General features: G+C 71.5%; 15 protein-coding genes and 1 pseudogene. 10 read left to right on the forward strand and 6 right to left on the reverse strand.

Going from position 1 to position 16465, the window contains the following annotated elements; all coding sequences use genetic code 11:
• Window positions 1-104: 104 nt before the first annotated feature.
• The 3 genes from FB465_RS08160 to FB465_RS08170 all read right to left on the reverse strand — a co-directional run bounded on the left by FB465_RS08160 (window position 105) and on the right by FB465_RS08170 (window position 3269).
• The gene (locus tag FB465_RS08160; protein WP_246192571.1) at window positions 105-1472 is read right to left on the reverse strand and encodes a pyridoxal phosphate-dependent decarboxylase family protein; all 1368 of its coding nucleotides are present in this window, start codon (window positions 1470-1472) and stop codon (window positions 105-107) included.
• A 320-nt stretch (window positions 1473-1792) separates the two neighbouring features.
• Window positions 1793-2257 (reverse strand): Lrp/AsnC family transcriptional regulator, encoded by a 465-nt coding sequence (locus FB465_RS08165; protein ID WP_145789009.1) that lies wholly within the window; start codon window positions 2255-2257, stop codon window positions 1793-1795.
• A gap of 85 nt (window positions 2258-2342) precedes the next feature.
• On the reverse strand, window positions 2343-3269 hold the full coding sequence (locus tag FB465_RS08170; protein WP_145789011.1) for an NADP-dependent oxidoreductase: 927 nt from the start codon (window positions 3267-3269) through the stop codon (window positions 2343-2345).
• A 189-nt stretch (window positions 3270-3458) separates the two neighbouring features.
• Here FB465_RS08170 and nadA point away from each other — a divergent pair, with 189 nt between their 5' ends.
• Window positions 3459-4640 carry a quinolinate synthase NadA gene (nadA, locus tag FB465_RS08175; protein ID WP_145789013.1) on the forward strand — a complete coding sequence of 394 codons (1182 nt, stop codon included), beginning with the start codon at window positions 3459-3461 and terminating at the stop codon, window positions 4638-4640.
• Window positions 4641-4695: 55 nt separating this feature from the next.
• On the opposite strand, the gene pspAA is transcribed toward nadA, so the two are convergent.
• A complete protein-coding gene (pspAA, locus tag FB465_RS08180; RefSeq protein ID WP_145789015.1) occupies window positions 4696-4989 on the reverse strand; it encodes a PspA-associated protein PspAA in 294 nt (97 codons plus the stop codon).
• Window positions 4990-5024: 35 nt separating this feature from the next.
• Window positions 5025-5807, reverse strand: a complete 783-nt coding sequence (locus tag FB465_RS08185) for a PspA/IM30 family protein (protein ID WP_145789017.1) — start codon at window positions 5805-5807, stop codon at window positions 5025-5027.
• A 287-nt stretch (window positions 5808-6094) separates the two neighbouring features.
• On the opposite strand from FB465_RS08185, the gene FB465_RS08190 reads away from it, so the two are divergent.
• A complete protein-coding gene (locus tag FB465_RS08190) occupies window positions 6095-6694 on the forward strand; it encodes a DUF3043 domain-containing protein (RefSeq protein WP_246192572.1) in 600 nt (199 codons plus the stop codon).
• A gap of 143 nt (window positions 6695-6837) precedes the next feature.
• Window positions 6838-7575: a methyltransferase domain-containing protein gene (locus FB465_RS08195; protein ID WP_246192573.1), complete on the forward strand. Its 738-nt coding sequence runs from the start codon at window positions 6838-6840 to the stop codon at window positions 7573-7575.
• Window positions 7576-7719: 144 nt separating this feature from the next.
• Here the strand turns inward: FB465_RS08195 and FB465_RS08200 are convergent, their stop codons facing one another.
• Window positions 7720-7920: a hypothetical protein gene (locus FB465_RS08200; RefSeq protein ID WP_145789019.1), complete on the reverse strand. Its 201-nt coding sequence runs from the start codon at window positions 7918-7920 to the stop codon at window positions 7720-7722.
• Window positions 7921-7965: 45 nt separating this feature from the next.
• On the opposite strand from FB465_RS08200, the pseudogene cobU reads away from it, so the two are divergent.
• From cobU to FB465_RS08235, 7 genes and pseudogenes are all read left to right on the forward strand, one after another.
• Window positions 7966-8574, forward strand: a pseudogene (gene cobU, locus FB465_RS08205) (bifunctional adenosylcobinamide kinase/adenosylcobinamide-phosphate guanylyltransferase); the annotation flags it as partial.
• 11 nt (window positions 8575-8585) lie between these two features.
• A complete protein-coding gene (locus FB465_RS08210; RefSeq protein WP_145789023.1) occupies window positions 8586-9707 on the forward strand; it encodes a nicotinate-nucleotide--dimethylbenzimidazole phosphoribosyltransferase in 1122 nt (373 codons plus the stop codon).
• An 8-nt stretch (window positions 9708-9715) separates the two neighbouring features.
• On the forward strand, window positions 9716-10474 hold the full coding sequence (locus FB465_RS08215) for an adenosylcobinamide-GDP ribazoletransferase (RefSeq protein ID WP_246192574.1): 759 nt from the start codon (window positions 9716-9718) through the stop codon (window positions 10472-10474).
• 275 nt (window positions 10475-10749) lie between these two features.
• Window positions 10750-12255, forward strand: coding sequence for a leucyl aminopeptidase (locus tag FB465_RS08220; RefSeq protein WP_145789025.1), 1506 nt, complete (start codon window positions 10750-10752; stop codon window positions 12253-12255).
• 400 nt (window positions 12256-12655) lie between these two features.
• Window positions 12656-14044, forward strand: a complete 1389-nt coding sequence (gene lpdA, locus FB465_RS08225) for a dihydrolipoyl dehydrogenase (RefSeq protein WP_145789027.1) — start codon at window positions 12656-12658, stop codon at window positions 14042-14044.
• Between the two features lie 57 nt (window positions 14045-14101).
• A complete protein-coding gene (gene sucB / locus FB465_RS08230; protein ID WP_145789029.1) occupies window positions 14102-15835 on the forward strand; it encodes a 2-oxoglutarate dehydrogenase, E2 component, dihydrolipoamide succinyltransferase in 1734 nt (577 codons plus the stop codon).
• A 114-nt stretch (window positions 15836-15949) separates the two neighbouring features.
• Window positions 15950-16465 (forward strand): DUF4240 domain-containing protein, encoded by a 516-nt coding sequence (locus FB465_RS08235; protein WP_145789031.1) that lies wholly within the window; start codon window positions 15950-15952, stop codon window positions 16463-16465.

Genomic DNA, 16465 nt, shown 5'->3' on the forward strand with positions numbered 1-16465 from the left:
AGGGCACCCAGGGTCAGCCGGTAACGGCCGGACCGCGGCGCCGTACCTTCCGATTCGCGCAGTTCCCCGCGCCCCTGAAGAACTCGCTCTCGCGGGGAAACCCGTTACGCCATGGTGGCGAGGATCTCGTGGACCATCTCCATCGTGGTGCCCGGGTGGAGGAAGGCGAAGCGGGCGACGGTCTCGCCGTCCCAGCCGGTCGGCGTGACGAAGCCGATCTGGTCGGCCAGCAGCTGCTGCGACCAGCGGTAGTAGTCGTCGTTGGTCCAGCCGGTGCGGCGGAAGCAGACGGCCGAGAGCTGCGGGTCCATGAGCAGCTCGAGGTGCTCGGTCTCCCGGATCACCTGCGCGGTCTCCCGGGCCAGCTTCAGGCCCTCCTCGATCGCGTCGGTGTACGCCTGGGTCCCGTGCACCGCCAGCGAGAACCAGAGCGGCAGCCCACGGGCCCGGCGGGTGAGGTGGTAGGCGTAGTCGGTCGGGTTCCACTCGTCGCCCTCGGTGTGCAGCACGTCGAGGTACGAGGCGTCCTGGGTGTGGACGGCGCGGGCCAGCTGCGGGTTGCGGTAGATCAGCGCGGCGCAGTCGAACGGCGCGAACAGCCACTTGTGCGGGTCCACCACGAAGGAGTCGGCGTGCTCGATGCCGTTGTAGCGCTCGCGGACGGAGGGGGCGAAGAGACCCGCGCCGCCGTACGCACCGTCCACGTGGAACCACATGCCCCGCTCGCGGGTGACCTCGGACAGGCCCTGCAGGTCGTCGACGATGCCCTCGTTCGTCGTGCCCGCCGTGCCGACCACCGCGATCACGGTCTCGGGGTTGGGGTCTGCGGCCAGCGCCGCGCGCAGGGCCTCGCCGGTGAACCGGCGGTCGACGGTCGGGACCTTGAAGGCCTCGACGCCGATGATGTTGAAGGTGTTCTTGACCGAGGAGTGCACCTGGTCGGCGACGGCGATCCGCAGCCGCGCCTCCGGTCCTACGCCGAGCTTGCGGCGGGCCACGTCGCGGGCGACCACCAGCGCGGAGAGGTTGCCGGCCGAGCCGCCGGAGACGAAGGTGCCGCCCGCCGACTCGGGCAGGCCCGCGCGGTCGGCTATCAGCCGCAGCACCTGGTTCTCGGCGGCGATCGCACCGGCCGCCTCCAGCCAGGAGATGCCCTGGAGCGAGGCGCAGGAGACCACCATGTCGAAGAGCAGTGCGGCCTTGGTGGGGGCGCACGGGATGAAGGACAGGTAGCGCGGGCTGTCGGCGGAGATGACCGCCCGGGAGAGCTCGTGGTCGTAGAGCTTGAGCACGTCCGCGGGGTTGTTCCCGTGCTCGTTGAGCACGCCCGCGAGGTGGGCGCGCAGGTGCTCGCCGTCGCCGGGGTGGTCGAGCGGTACGGGGTCGTACTGCAGCCGCTCGCGCATGTAGTCGAATACCAGATCGACCAACTCGCTGTCGGGCCGGTGCATGCGGTTGGGGGCTGCGGACACGAGGGTGCCTCTCGCTGTGGGGTGTCAGGGAGGCCCGGGGCTGGTGGGGCCTGCCGGACACGTTCAGCGTAGGCAGCGTGGACCTTCGGGCGCGCGTCGGAACGCGCCTGCTGAGGCAGCTTTCGAGCGCGTTCCGCGCGTCGCACGCAGGATTCCTGCGCTGTGATTCGCCCACTCGCCTCCGGGCGCTCCAATCCGACGCCGACACTCCTCGCTCTGGCACTCGCTCCTTCGTCGCCCGTTTGTCGCTCGTCGCTTTCGGCGTCGGCGCGCCCTTCGGCTCGGGGCGGTATGCGGCGCTGCTCAGACGGCTCGGCCGATCAGCCGATCAGCTGGGAGAGCACCACCGAGCTGCGGCTTCGCTGAACGCCCGGCTCCTTGCGGATGCGCTCGATGACGGCCTCCAGGTGACGGGTGTCGGAGGCCCGCAGGTGGACCAGCGCGTCCGGGTCGCCGGTCACCGTCCAGGCCGCGACCACCTCGGGAAACTGCCGCAGGCTGGCCAGGAGCTCCTCCGGCGAGGTGCGCTCGCGGCAGTAGACCTCGACGAAGGCCTCGGTCTGCCAGCCCAGCAGGGCCGGGTCCAGGACGACGGTGAAGCCGCGCACCACGCCCCGGGAGCGCAGCCGGTCGATCCGGCGGCGGACCGCGGTGGCGGAGAGGTTGGCCAGCAGGCCGATCTCGGCGTACGAGGCGCGGCCGTCACGGCTCAGGTGGTTGAGGAGGAGACGGTCCGTGTCGTCGAGGGAGGCCCCGCCCGGTTCCGGCGGTCTGTGCGTGCTCATCGGTGCGGGGCTCCACTGGTTGTGCCTGAATTCGCCGTGCCGCTGAAGAAACGACACACCGCTCTATTCTGGCGAAAACTCTTGGTCAGTCCATCAACAGGACGATCTTCCCGCGCGTCCGTCCCTCCGCGTTCAGCGCCTGCGCGCTGCCGGCCTGGGCCAGCGGGAAGGTGGAGGCCACCGGCACCTTGAGCCTGCCCTGGTCGGCGAGCTTCGCCAGCTCCGCCAGATCGGCGGCGTCCGGGCGGGTCCAGACGTAGTGCCCGCCTCGGGCGACCACGCCGAAGTCGGTGATCGAGGCGATCCTCGACGGGTCGGCCACCAACTGGGCCGAGACCTCGACGGCGTCGCCCCCGATCAGGTCGTACGCCGCGTCCACGCCTTCGGGCGCGATCTCCCGGACCCGGTCGACCAGGCCCTCGCCGTACATCACGGGCTCGGCGCCGAGCTCGCGCAGGAAGCGGTGGTTGTGCTCCCGGGCGGTGCCGATGACCCGGGCGCCGAGCGCCCCGGCGATCTGGACGGCCAGCGTGCCGACCCCGCCGGCCGCGGCGTGGATGAGCACGGTCTCCCCGGTCGTGACCCGCAGGGCCTTCACCAGCCCCTGGTAGGCGGTCAGCCCGGCCAGTGGCAGCCCGCCCGCCGCGGCCCAGTCCAGCGCGGCCGGCTTGAGCGCGAGCGTCCGCACGGGGGCGGAGACCAGCTCGGCGTACGTGCCGTGCTCGACGGTGTCCTTGCGGACGTACCCGATCACCTCGTCGCCGGGCTTGAACTCGGTGACGCCACCGCCGACGGCCTGGACCACGCCCGCCACGTCCCAGCCCATGATCAGCGGGAAGTGGACGTCCAGGATCCCGTCCAGGTACCCCTCGCGGACCTTCCAGTCGACCGGATTGACCCCGGCGGCCTTCACTCGCACCAGCACCGAGTCGGGCCCGACCTTGGGATCGGGGAGTTCGGTGTACTCGACGACGTCCGGGCCGCCGTACCGCCTGATCGCGATTGCCTTCATGGGACCAGCTAACGTGACCGGGCTGTCCACGCCTCTCGACACGCGGGGGAAGACTCCGTCCCGGCGAGCGGTTCTCATCACATCGACAGGATGGCCATCGTCAGAGTGACGCTAACGGGTTATGATAGATAGCGTCAGATAGACGAGAAGGCTGTTCGACTGATCGGCCGCACAGGAGGGCACCCGCCCGTGACCACCACCATCGAGACCTACGGCGTCGACCCCACCCCGACGCCGCTCGCTCTGCTGCTGCTCGGCCGCGAGGCCGACCCCAACAGCGAGCGTGGCGTCGAGTGCCCCGGCGACCTGCCGCCCGCCTCGGACCCGGACCTGGTCGAGCGCGCCCGCGCGGCCAAGGAGAAGCTCGGCGACCGGGTCTTCATCCTGGGCCACCACTACCAGCGTGACGAGGTCATCGAGTTCGCCGACGTGACCGGCGACTCGTTCAAGCTGGCCCGCGACGCCGCCGCCCGCCCGGAGGCCGAGTACATCGTCTTCTGTGGTGTGCACTTCATGGCGGAGTCCGCGGACATCCTGACCGGCCCGGCGCAGCAGGTGATCCTCCCCGACCTCGCGGCCGGCTGTTCGATGGCCGACATGGCCACCGCCGAGCAGGTCGCCGAGTGCTGGGACGTGCTCACCGACGCCGGGATCGCGGACATCACGGTCCCGGTCTCGTACATGAACTCCTCGGCCGACATCAAGGCGTTCACCGGCAAGCACGGCGGGACCATCTGCACCTCGTCCAACGCCAAGCGGGCACTCGAGTGGGCGTACGAGCAGGGCCAGAAGGTGCTCTTCCTGCCGGACCAGCACCTGGGCCGCAACACCGCCGTCCGCGAGATGGGCTTCTCGCTGGACGACTGCGTGCTCTACAACCCGCACAAGCCGAACGGCGGGCTGACCGCCGAACAGCTGCGGAACGCCAAGATGATCCTGTGGCGCGGGCACTGCTCGGTGCACGGCCGCTTCTCGCTGGACTCGGTGAACGACGTCCGTGCGCGGATCCCCGGCGTCACCGTGCTGGTGCACCCCGAGTGCAAGCACGAGGTCGTCGCGGCCGCCGACATGGTGGGCTCGACCGAGTACATCATCAAGGCGCTGGACGCCGCCGAGCCCGGCTCCAAGTGGGCCATCGGCACCGAGCTCAACCTGGTCCGCCGCATGGCGAAGGCGCACCCGGACAAGGAGATCGTCTTCCTGGACCGGGCGGTCTGCTTCTGCTCGACCATGAACCGGATCGACCTCCCGCACCTGGTCTGGGCGCTGGAGTCGCTGGTCGACGGCCGGGTGCCGAACGTGATCACCGTGGACCCGGAGACCGAGAAGTACGCCAAGGCCGCGCTGGACCGGATGCTGGCCCTGCCGTAGCGGGTACGCGAAAGGGCGGCTCCCCCGTCACGGGGAGCCGCCCTTTCTCACGTTGTCACTCGGGCAGACCGGGGATCAGCCCGTCGCCCTCGTCCCGCAGCAGTGCGCTGACCTCTTCGATCGTCGCGTCGACGCTCGGCAGGATCAGGTCCGACGGCTCCAGGGAGTCGTCGGGCAGCGGCGTGCCCCACTCCTTCACCGCGTCCAGCAGTTTTCCGAGCGCGGCCCGGAACTGTCCTTCGTCCCCCGCCTCCAGTGCGGTGAGCAGCTCGTCGTCGAGCTTGTTGAGCCGGTTCAGATGGGCCTCGCCCACCTGGAACTGCCCCTCACCCATGACCCTCATGATCATGCCGGCGCGTCTCCCTGCTGTCGTGGAGTGTCGGATCACTTGTTGTAGTTGATCGTCCCTGGGGTGTCCTGCTTGCCCTGCTCGATCGCCGGCTGCGCCGCCGGGGTGCCGCCGGTGAGCTCGGCCTTCATCCGGGCCAGCTCCAGCTCCACGTCCGAGCCGCCGGCCACGCGCTCCAGCTCGGCCTCGATGTCGTCCTTGCGGCCGAGACCGCTGGCGTCGTCGAGCGCACCGGACGCGAGCAGCTCGTCGATCGCGCCGGCCCGGGCCTGCATCTGGGCCGTCTTGTCCTCGGCCCGCTGGATGGCCAGGCCGACGTCGCCCATCTCCTCCGAGATCCCGGAGAAGGACTCCGCGATCCGGGTCTGCGCCTGGGCGGCGGTGTAGGTGGCCTTGATGGTCTCCTTCTTGGTACGGAAGGCGTCCACCTTGGCCTGCAGCCGCTGGGAGGCGAGCGTGAGCTTCTCCTCCTCTGCCTGGAGCTGCTGGTACTGCATCTCCAGGTCGGTGATCTGGGACTGCATGTTGGCCTTGCGGGTCAGCGCCTCACGGGCGAGATCCTCGCGGCCCAGCGAGAGCGCCTTGCGTCCCTGGTCCTCGTACTTCGCGGACTGCTGCTGCAGCTGCGTCAGCTGGAGCTCGAGCCGCTTGCGCGAAGTGGCCACGTCGGCGACGCCCCTGCGGACCTTCTGCAGCAGTTCGAGCTGCTTCTGGTAGGAGTAGTCGAGCGTCTCTCGCGGGTCCTCCGCACGGTCCAGGGCCTTGTTCGCCTTGGAGCGGAAGATCAGCCCCATACGCTTCATGATTCCGTCGCTCATGGGCCTCGGGTGCCCCCTTCTCGGGCCTGCGGTTCCGTCTCGTACTGACAGGATCGAGTCTATGTGCAGCGAGCCGATCGCCGCAGTGCACCTGCCTGCAACAAGACTGCTACAGCGCGGAAGCTGCGGCCTCATCCCAAGGGTGGATCCGACCCTGGTCCATGATCCGCCGCGGGGAGGGGCACCCGTAGGGGACACGCCAGGTGAGCCCGGAGACGGACGCATCGATACCGGTTCGGTTCCAAGGGCCCCGTCACAAGCGCCCGGCCAGCACGTACGCTGGGGGTGTGTTCCGACGCCGCTCAGATGATGCCTCCTCCGCCGCCACCGCGCTGGCCGAGCAGGACGAGATGACCCAGTCCCGCGACCCGCAGGCCAAGAAGGGCCGGCCGACGCCCAAGCGCAGTGAGGCCGAGGCCAACCGGCGTACCCGGGTGGTCGTCCCCAAGGACCGTAAGGCAGCCGCCAAGCAGAGCCGCGAGCGCGTGCGCTCCGAGCGTGAGCGGCAGCGCACCGCGCTGCTGGAGGGCGACGAGCGCTACCTCCCGGCCCGTGACAAGGGCCCGGTGCGCCGCTTCGCCCGCGACTACGTGGACTCGCGCTGGTCGCTGGCCGAGTTCTTCCTGCCGTACGCCGTGGTGGTGCTGATCCTCAGCGTCGTGCGGGTGCCCGTGCTGCAGCTGCTCTCCACCATGCTCTTCCTGGCCTTCTTCGTCCTGGTCGTGCTGGACTTCGTCCGGCTGGGCCTCGGCCTGCGCAAGGCGCTCGCCGAGCGCTTCCCCGACCAGAACACCCGCGGCGCGGTCGCCTACTCGCTGATGCGCATCCTGCAGATGCGGCGGCTGCGGCTGCCGAAGCCGCAGGTGAAGCGGGGCGAGCGGCCCTGACCGCCGAGCCGGTCCCGCCGCAGTCCTCCTGGGCCACTCCGTCCGGGCCGGAGGGCCCGGGGCTGTACGCGCTGCCCTGGCAGGGGTCGGGCGGACATGACCGGCTCCCGGCCCGCAGTGCCCCGTACCCGGCCGCGCCGTGGTTGGAGCGGCAGGGCGGGCTGCGCAATCTGGTCCGGCAGGAGCTCGTCACCCGGCAGCTCACCGAGCAGCTCGACGGGCTGACCGGCCTGCGGGTGCTCGACGTGGGCTGCGGGCAGGGCACCCAGGCACTGCGGCTGGCGCGAGCCGGACACGTGGTGACCGGGCTCGACCCGGACCCGGTCACGCTCGGCGCCGCACAGGCCGCGCTGGCGGCCGAGCCGCCGGAGGTCCGGCAGCGCGTCCGGCTGCTGGGCGGTGACGGGCACCAGTGCGGGCGGTGGTTCGGACCGCGCAGCTTCGACGTGGTGCTCTGCCACGGCGTGCTGATGTACCTGCCCGACCCGGACCCGATGCTGGCCTCGCTGGCCCGGATGCTGGCGCCCGGCGGCCTGCTGTCGCTGCTGGTGCGCAACGCCGACGCGCTGGCCATGCGGCCCGGCCTGACCGGTGACTGGCGGACGGCGCTGCACGCCTTCGACAGCTCCCGCTACACCAACCGCCTCGGCCTGCCCGCCCGCGCGGACCGGCTCACCGACCTGGCGACCACGCTGTCGGAGGTCTCGGTGCCGCTGCGGGACTGGTACGGGGTGCGGGTCTTCACGGACAACGCCCCGGAGGACGCGGCGCCGGTGGACGGGCGGCAGCTCGCGCAGCTGCTGGACGCCGAGGAGCGGGCCGGGCGTGAGGATCCGTACCGTCAGGTGGCGGCTCTGCTGCATGTGGTGGGCGTGAAGTAGGCGACCTCAGGGGCGCGGTGCAGCTCACTGCTTCGGGTTCGGTGCGGGACCGTACCTTCCGGTTTCGCGCGCGCAGTTGATCAAACAGAGCCCCGCGCCCCTGGTGGTTGGCCGGTTGCGCCGGTGTTGGCCGGCGTCGGTCGGTCAGCTCTCGTGCAGGCTCATGGAGTAGATGACGCGGTCGTCGTCCAGGAGGACCGCTGTGTCGACACCGTCCTCCAGGAGCTGCTTCCAGCTCTCGCCGATCCACGACTCGGCGTCGCCCTGGCCCGCGAACTCCTCCTCGCCGCCGGGCGGGGTGACCACCGTGCCGTCCTTCTTCTCGTACCGCCACGTCCACACCATGCCTGGGCTCCTCCCGCTGACCACGTGTTGTGGTGCGCAGGTTAGCGTGCCCGCCCTGATCGTCCCCATGCCTCATCGGGCAGGATGTCCGCCATGCCACTCCCCCGCACCCTGATCCTCGGCGGCGCCCGCTCCGGCAAGTCCACCCGGGCCGAGCAGCTGCTCGCCGCGTACGAGGACGTCCTGTACGTGGCCACCAGCGGCACCCGCGACGGCGATCCGGAGTGGGCGCAGCGGGTCGAGCTGCACCGGGAGCGGCGTCCGGCGAGCTGGCGGACGGCGGAGACCTGCGAGCTCGAGGCGGTGCTCGGCGACCGGCAGGACGAGGCGCCGGTGCTGATCGACTGTCTGGCGCTCTGGCTGACCACCGTGATGGACGAGTGCGAGGCCTGGGACGACGCCGCGTGGGCGGCGGGCGGCGAGCGGGCGGTGCAGCGGCGCTGTGACGCGCTGGCCGAGGCCTGGCGGCTGACGGAGCGTCGGGTGATCGCGGTGAGCAACGAGGTCGGGATGGGCGTCGTCCCCGCCACCGCCGCCGGCCGCCGCTTCCGGGACACCCTCGGGCGGCTCAACATGGCGGTGGCCGAGGCCTCCGAGCGCGTGCTGCTGGTGGTGGCCGGGCAAGTGCTGACCATCAAAGCCCCTGCCGTGTAGCCTTCCGAGCGATGGACACGACCGTGGATCTCGATACGTTCTCCTCGCTCGTCGAGCGCCCCGACGACAGCGCCCGCCGGGCCGCCGAGGAACGCTGGCAGCAGCTGGACAAGCCGCGTGCCGGCCTCGGGCAGTTGGAGGAGCTCGGCAGCTGGCTGGCCTCCGTACAGGGCAGGTCCCCGGTGCGGCCGCTGACGGCCGCCAAGGTGCTGCTGTTCGCCGGCGACCACGGGGTGGCCTCGCTGGGGGTCTCCCGGCTGCCGGCCGAGGGCGGCACCGCGCAGCGGGTGCACGCCGTGCTGGACGGCACCGCCCCGGTGGCCGTGCTCGCGCGGCGCTACGGCGCGGAGGTCCGGGTCGTCGACCTCGCGGTGGACGCCGCTCCCGAGGAGTTCCCCGACGAGGTGGTGCGGCACCGCGTGCGCCGCGGCTCCGGCCGGATCGACGTGGAGAGCGCGCTGACCCTCGAGGAGGCCACCCGCGCCTTCCGGGCCGGTATGGCGGTCGCCGACGAGGAGGCCGACGCCGGTACGGACGTGGTGGTGCTCGGCGATCTCGGGGTCGGCTCGACCACCGTCGCCGCGGTGCTGATCGGCGCGCTCTGCGGCACCGACGCCGCGGCGGTCACCGGGCGGGGCTCGGGGATCGACGACCGGGTGTGGATGGTCAAGTGCGCGACCGTCCGGGACTCGCTGCGGCGGGCCCGTCCGGTGCTCGGTGACCAGCTGGCGCTGCTCGCCGCGACCGGCGGAGCGGACTTCGCCGCCATCACGGGCTTTCTGCTGCAGTCCGCCGTGCGCAAGCTGCCGGTTGTGCTGGACGGTGTGGTCTCGGCGGCCTGCGCGCTGGTCGCGCAGCGGATCGCGTTCCGGGCGCCGGAGTGGTGGCGGGCCGGGCAGTCGACGGGCGAGCCGGCCCAGGCGAAGGCGTACGACCGGCTGACCCTGACGCCGTTGCAGGGCCTGGACGTCTCGATGGGCGAGGGCGTCGGCGCACTGCTGGCGCTGCCGCTGCTGCAGGCCGCGGCCGACACCCTGGCCGAGCCGTCCGCCGTGCCGACGGTGACTCAGGTGGCGACGCCCAAGGAGCCGCCACGGCTGCCCAGCGCCGCGGAGCTGCTGGGCCGGGTCTGAGGTCCGGGGTGCACGGGCTGCGCTTCGCGTTCGGCACGCTGTCCGTGCTGCGGGTACGGGTGGACCGCTGGGACCGGCCGACGGCGGGGCGGGCGATGCTCTGCGCTCCGCTGGTCGGGCTGGTGCTGGGCGCGCTCGCGGCCGCCGCCGGGGCACTGGTCGGCTGGCGTGCGGGCGGGTTGCTCGGCGCGGTGGCGGCCGTCGCCGTCCTGGCCGCCCTGACCAGGGGCCTGCATCTGGACGGGCTCGCGGACGTCGCCGACGGTCTGGGCAGTGGGAAGCCGGCCGAGGACGCGCTGCGGATCATGAAGCAGTCGGACATCGGACCGTTCGGTGTCCTGACGCTCGTTCTGGTGCTGCTGGCCCAGGTCGCGGCACTGGCCGGGCAGTTCTCGGTCTCGGAGTGGCGCGGGGCGCTGGCCGTGCTGACCGCCGCCGTGACGGCGCGGTGCGCGCTGGCGTGGGGCTGTCTGCGCTCCGTACCCGCCGCCCGGCCCGGCGGTCTGGGGGCGATGGTGGCGGGGACGGTGCCGGTGGGCGGGGCGCTCGTGGTGTCGGCGGGTGCGGCGCTCGGGCTCGGCCTCGCGGGCTGGGGCGAGGGGTGGTCGGCGCTGCGGTACCCGGCGGCGCTTGCGGTGGGGGTCGGGTGCTCGTGGGTGCTGCTGCGGCGGTGCGTGCGGCGGCTCGACGGGATCACCGGGGATGTGCTGGGCGCGATGGCGGAGACTGCGGCGACGGGGGCGCTGGTCCTGCTGGCCATGACCTGACCCGACGCCAGGGCGGTGCAACGCGTGGCTTCAGGTTCGGTGCGGCAACGTTTCTTCCGGTTTCGCGCAGTTCCCCGCGCCCTGGGGTAGCCGCCCGCGCGTGCCCGGGGGTGCCCACCTGCGAAGGCGGGGGCGGCGGGATCCCAGCATGCGGACTACCATGCGGGGAGCACCGTAGCCCTGCGCCCTGTTCCAGCGGAGCACGCCGGGGTTACGCCGGTGCGGCACCGGCGCCGTACTCGGCCGTGGACCGCGAAAGAACAGGACGCATTTACGTGACTGCATTGTCTGTGAGCACCTCCTCCGCCGCTTCGCTGCGCGCGGATGCCCTGGTGATCGGTGTGGCCAAGGGCCCGAAGGGCCTGCTGGTGGCTCCCGGCGCCGAGGCCGTGGCCGAGGCGTTCGAGGGCAAGCTGGCCGAGGTCCTCAGCACCCTGGGCGCGACCGGCGCCGAGGGCGAGGCGGTCAAGCTCCCCGCCGCGGCCGGCCTGAAGGCCGCCCTCGTGCTCGCGGTCGGCCTCGGCGAGGCCGCCGAGGAGGGCTACTCCCTGGAGTCCCTGCGCCGCGCGGCCGGTGTCGCCGCCCGCACCCTGGCCGGTACCAAGAAGGCCGCGCTGGCCCTCCCGGCCGCTTCGGCCGAGGAGATCGAGGCGGCCGCGCTCGGCGGTCTGCTCGGCTCGTACGTCTTCGGCTCGTACAAGAACGGCGAGAACGGCAAGGCGCCGGTCGGCGAGCTGGTCGTGCTGACGGACCGCAAGGGCAGCAAGGACGCCAAGGCTGCCGTCGAGCGCGCCACGGCGGTCGGCGAGGAGATCAACCGCGCCCGCGACCTGGTCAACACCGCCCCGAACGACCTGAACCCGAAGTCCTTCGCCGCGATCGCCCAGGCGGCCGGCAAGGAGCACGGCCTCAAGGTCGAGGTGCTGGACGAGAAGGCGCTGACCAAGGGCGGCTTCGGCGGCATCCTGGGCGTCGGCATCGGCTCCCAGAACCCGCCCCGCCTGGTGAAGGTGGCCTACACCCACCCGAAGGCCAAGGCCACGCTCGCCTTCGTCGGCAAGGGCATCACCTACGACTCGGGCGGCATCTCGCTGAAGCCGGCCGGCCACAACGAGACGATGAAGTGCGACATGGCCGGCGCCGCCGCCGTGTTCGCGGCCGTCGTCGCCGCCAAGCGCCTCGGCCTGGCCGTCAACGTCACCGGCTGGCTGGCGCTGGCCGAGAACATGCCGTCCGGCTCGGCCACCCGCCCGGGTGACGTGCTGCGGATGTACGGCGGCAAGACCGTCGAGGTGCTCAACACCGACGCCGAGGGCCGTCTGGTGCTGGCCGACGCGATCGTCCGGGCCGGCGAGGAGAACCCGGACGTCATCGTCGACGTCGCCACCCTGACCGGTGCGATGGTGCTGGCGCTGGGCCACCGCACCTTCGGTGTGATGGCCAACAACGACGACCTGCGCGAGCAGCTGCACAACACCGCCGACGCGGCGGGCGAGGCCTCCTGGCCGATGCCGCTCCCGGCCGACCTGCGCAAGGGCATGACCGAGTCGACCATCGCCGACCTCGCCAACATGGGCGAGCGGATGGGCGGCGGCCTGGTGGCCGGTCTGTTCCTGAAGGAGTTCGTCGCCGAGGGCATCGACTGGGCGCACCTGGACATCGCCGGCCCGGCCTTCCACGAGGGTGCGCCGTTCGGCTACACCCCCAAGGGCGGCACCGGCAGCGCGATCCGCACGCTGGTCCGCTTCGCCGAGGAGACCGCCGCGGGCGGCAAGGCCTGACGGCTCCGCTGATCCACGGGAGGCCCGGCGCCACAAGGCGCCGGGCCTCTCTGCATTCGAGTTACCTGTCGGTAATACAGTTCGCCACATTTCGAGACCGTGTTCGCCCCGGGCGAAACTTTGTTCCGCAGGGTGGAACAGCCCTGGTCCACGATCGGCTCAGCCACTCCTCCCACGGCCACTCGTACCGCTGTGAGCTGGGGCGATACCCTCATCCATGGGGCATTCCGCCCCCGGCGAGCTGACACTGTGACCCTGCCGAGGCAGCCCCGGACATCAGCCGCCGCGAACAAGTGCGAAGATGTATTTCCGGCATGACTGGGCGCCTTACAAGGCTTACCCGACCCACCGGACCGCGACCGGCCCGGCGATCCGCACCCCTTTGCATGGAGGACGTGACGTGGCGAACGACGCCAGCACCGTTTTCGACGTAGTCATTCTCGGAGGCGGAAGCGGCGGTTACGCCGCGGCGCTCCGCGCCGCTCAGCTGGGTCTGAGCGTGGCCCTGATCGAGAAGGGCGAGCTGGGCGGTACCTGCCTGCACCGTGGTTGCATTCCGACCAAGGCCCTGCTGCACGCCGCCGAGGTTGCCGACGAGACCCGCGAGGCCGCCGAGTTCGGCGTCCTCGCGACCTTCCAGGGCATCGACATCAAGGGCGTCCACAAGTACAAGGACGACGTCGTCTCGGGCCTGTACAAGGGCCTGCAGGGCCTGGTGGCCTCCCGCAAGGTCCACTACGTCACCGGCGAGGGCAAGCTCTCCTCGCAGACCTCGGTGGACGTCAACGGCCAGCGCATCGAGGGCCGCCACATCGTCCTCGCCACCGGCTCCGTGCCGAAGTCGCTGCCGGGCCTGACCATCGACGGCGACCGCGTGATCTCCTCGGACCACGCCCTCAAGCTCGACCGCATCCCGAAGTCCGCCGTGATCCTCGGCGGTGGCGTGATCGGTGTCGAGTTCGCGTCCGTCTGGAAGTCCTTCGGCGTCGACGTCACCATCGTCGAGGCCCTGCCGCACCTGGCCCCGCTGGAGGACGAGAACTCCTCCAAGCTGCTGGAGCGCGCCTTCCGCAAGCGCGGCATCAAGTTCGAGCTCAAGGCCCGCTTCTCCGGCGTCGAGTACACCGCCGACGGTGTCCGCGTCTCCACCGAGAACGGCAAGCAGATCGACGCCGACCTGCTGCTCGTCGCCATCGGCCGCGGCCCGGTCTCGGCCGGCCTCGGCTACGAGGAGAACGGCGTCGCGATGGACCGCGGCTACGTCCTCGTCGACGAGTACATGCGTACCAACGTGCCGACCATCTCGGCCGTCGGCGACCTCGTCCCGACCCTGCAGCTGGCCCACGTCGGCTTCGCCGAGGGCATCCTCGTCGCCGAGCGCCTGGCCGGCCTCAAGGCCGTGCCGATCGACTACGACGGCGTGCCGCGCGTGACCTACTGCAACCCCGAGGTCGCGTCCGTGGGCATCACCGAGGCCAAGGCCGTGGAGATCTACGGCAAGGACAAGGTCGTCACGCTCAAGTACAACCTGGCCGGCAACGGCAAGAGCAAGATCCTGAAGACCGCAGGCGAGATCAAGCTCGTCCAGGTCAAGGACGGCGCCGTGGTGGGTGTCCACATGGTCGGCGCCCGCATGGGTGAGCAGGTGGGCGAGGCTCAGCTGATCTACAACTGGGAGGCGCTGCCCGCCGAGGTCGCGCAGCTCATCCACGCGCACCCGTCGCAGTCCGAGGCCCTCGGCGAGGCGCACCTGGCGCTGGCCGGCAAGCCCCTGCACGCGCACGACTGATCGCGCCCCCAAGTTCACCCATCCTGCACGCAAGACTTGATAGGAGTCGCTGAAACCATGGCGGTCTCAGTAACACTGCCCGCGCTGGGCGAGAGCGTTTCCGAGGGCACTGTCACCCGTTGGCTGAAGGCCGAGGGTGAGCGGGTGGAGGCCGACGAGCCGCTGCTCGAGGTGTCGACCGACAAGGTCGACACCGAGATCCCCGCGCCGGTCTCCGGCATCCTGGCCGCGATCAAGGTCGCCGAGGACGAGACCGTCGAGGTCGGCGCCGAGCTGGCCATCATCGACGACGGCTCGGGTGCCCCGGTCGCCGCCGCTGCCGCTCCGGTGGCGGAGGCCGCTCCGGCCCCGGTCGCCGAGGCCCCGGCTGCTCCGGCCGCCCCGGCTCCGGTCGCCGCCGCGCCGGCTGCCGCTCCTGCCACTGACGCCACCCCGATCCTGCTCCCCGCGCTGGGCGAGTCGGTCACCGAGGGCACCGTCACCCGCTGGCTCAAGGCCGAGGGTGACACCGTCGAGGTCGACGAGCCGCTGCTCGAGGTCTCCACGGACAAGGTCGACACCGAGATCCCGTCGCCGGTCGCCGGTGTCCTGGTGAAGATCCTGGTCGGCGAGGACGAGGTCGCCGAGGTCGGCGCCCAGCTCGCGCTGATCGGCGCTGCGGGTGCGGTTGCCGCCGCTCCGGCCCCGGTTGCCGCTCCGGCTCCGGTTGCCGCTCCGGCTCCGGCCCCCGTGGCTGCCCCGGCTCCGGTTGCCCCGGCTCCGGCTCCGGTCGCTGCTCCGGCTCCCGTTGCCGCCGCCCCGGCTCCCGTGGCCGCTCCGGCCCCGGCTCCGGTTGCCCCGGCTGCTCCGGTTGCCGCCGCTCCGGCGGTGGACGCGGGCGACGCCTACGTGACCCCGCTGGTCCGTAAGCTCGCCGCCGAGCAGGGTGTGTCGCTCGCCTCCGTCACCGGCACCGGTGTCGGCGGCCGCATCCGCAAGCAGGACGTCATCGCCGCCGCCGAGGCGGCCAAGGCCGCTGCTGCCGCTCCGGCCGCCGCGGCTGCGCCGAAGGCTGCTGCGGCGCCGTCCCCGCTGCGCGGCCAGACCGTCAAGCTGACCCGCATGCGCAAGGTCATCGCTGACAACATGCTGAAGTCGATCCAGACCTCGGCGCAGCTGACCACCGTGGTCGAGGTGGACGTCACCAACGTGATGCGTCTGCGCGAGAAGGCCAAGGCCGGCTTCCTCGCCCGCGAGGGCGTCAAGCTCTCGCCGATGCCGTTCTTCGTCAAGGCCGCGACCGAGGCCCTCAAGGTCCACCCGGTCGTCAACTCGCGCCTGAACGACGACGACACCATCACCTACTTCGACGCCGAGCACGTGGGCATCGCGGTGGACACCGAGAAGGGCCTGATGGTCCCGGTCATCCACGGCGCGGGCGACCTCAACATCGCCGGCATCGCGAAGAAGACCGCCGACCTGGCCGCCCGAACCCGTGAGGGCAAGGTCAAGCCGGACGAGCTGGGTGGTGGCACCTTCACCATCACCAACACCGGCTCGCGCGGTGCGCTCTTCGACACCCCGATCATCAACATGCCGCAGTCGGCCATCCTCGGCATCGGCGCCACCGTCAAGCGCCCGGTCGTCGTGACCACGCCGGAGCTCGGCCAGACCATCGCGATCCGCGACATGGTCTACCTGGCCCTGTCGTACGACCACCGGATCGTGGACGGCGCCGACGCCGCCCGCTTCCTGGGCACCATCAAGGCCCGCCTGGAAGAGGGCGCCTTCGAGGGCGACCTCGGCCTGTAAGGCCACCGGTACGACCGGAACCCCCGCACCTGTCCCCGGACGGGTGCGGGGGTTCCGCGTTTCGCGCGCCCATCGCATGCGTTTGCCCCACCGAGCGGCGATGCTGGAGCGGTGATGTACGAGACGGACTTCTGGCAGCTGATCGACGAGACCAGGGACGCCGCCGACGGCGATCCCGACGACCAGGCCGAGGCGCTGGTGGAGCGGCTCGCCCAGTTGACGCCGGACGATGTCATCGACTTCGCCCGGCTCTTCGAGGCGAGGTTCCAGCGGGCGTACCGGACGGACCTGTGGGGAGCGGCGTACCTGCTCCTGGACGGGGCCTCGGAGGACGCCTTCGACTTCTTCCGGTGCTGGCTGATCGCACAGGGCCGGGAGATCTTCGAGGGCGCACTGCACGACCCGGACGAGCTGGCCGAGCTGCTGCCCGACTTCGACGAGGAGGAGGACGGCGACGCCGAGGACCTCGGCTATGCCGCCGACGAGGCGCACGAGCAGCTCACCGGGCTGCCGCTGCCCGACCTGGGGGTCGAGCAGCCGCGCCGGCCCGAAGGCGAGCCCTTCGACTTCGAGGACGCCGCCGTGATGGCGAAACGATTCCCCAAGTTGTGGGCCCGCTACGGGGATTGA

It is taken from the genome of Kitasatospora atroaurantiaca (assembly GCF_007828955.1).
Classification (GTDB): Bacteria; Actinomycetota; Actinomycetes; order Streptomycetales; family Streptomycetaceae; genus Kitasatospora; species Kitasatospora atroaurantiaca.